General features: G+C 63.6%; 1 pseudogene. It reads right to left on the bottom strand.

Annotated features, from left to right (window positions below):
- Positions 1-199 precede the first annotated feature (199 nt).
- Positions 200-434, bottom strand: a pseudogene (locus C5B91_RS21825) (hypothetical protein); the annotation flags it as partial.

Genomic DNA, 434 nt, shown 5'->3' with positions numbered 1-434 from the left:
AGGGCAACGTCAAGATCTCCCGCGAGGAGGTCCACTCGGTGACACAGCAGTACGGCGGGGACGGCGATCCCTCTATTGGGGAGTTGCGAGCCAAGATCCGCCAGCAGCCGCTCCACCAGTACTGACGACCGACAGAGACATTCCTCTTTTGCGGTCGCATCCGCAGGCCCCTGTCGGACGCGAACAGGCAGCCACTACCCTACCTATGTCCGTTGGTCTCTCCCTGCCGCGCGTCGTACTTCTGGACGAGTTCGCGGAGCCACCAGAGCTTCAATCCCCCCATCGCAACCGTTGCGACTGCAGCGCTGACCGGCCGACGACGCCAGGCAGCGTACAGGGCGATAATCGACGCCAGCGCGCCGGCAGTGTTACAGACGTTCGGATAATCGAGGCCCATCGTTCCGCTGTCCTGCTCCCTGAGCCACCACCGCTCT

This window comes from Haloferax sp. Atlit-10N, from assembly GCF_003586325.1.
GTDB classification, from domain to species: domain Archaea; phylum Halobacteriota; class Halobacteria; order Halobacteriales; family Haloferacaceae; genus Haloferax; species Haloferax prahovense.
This window is presented reverse-complemented; position numbering and strand designations above follow the sequence as displayed.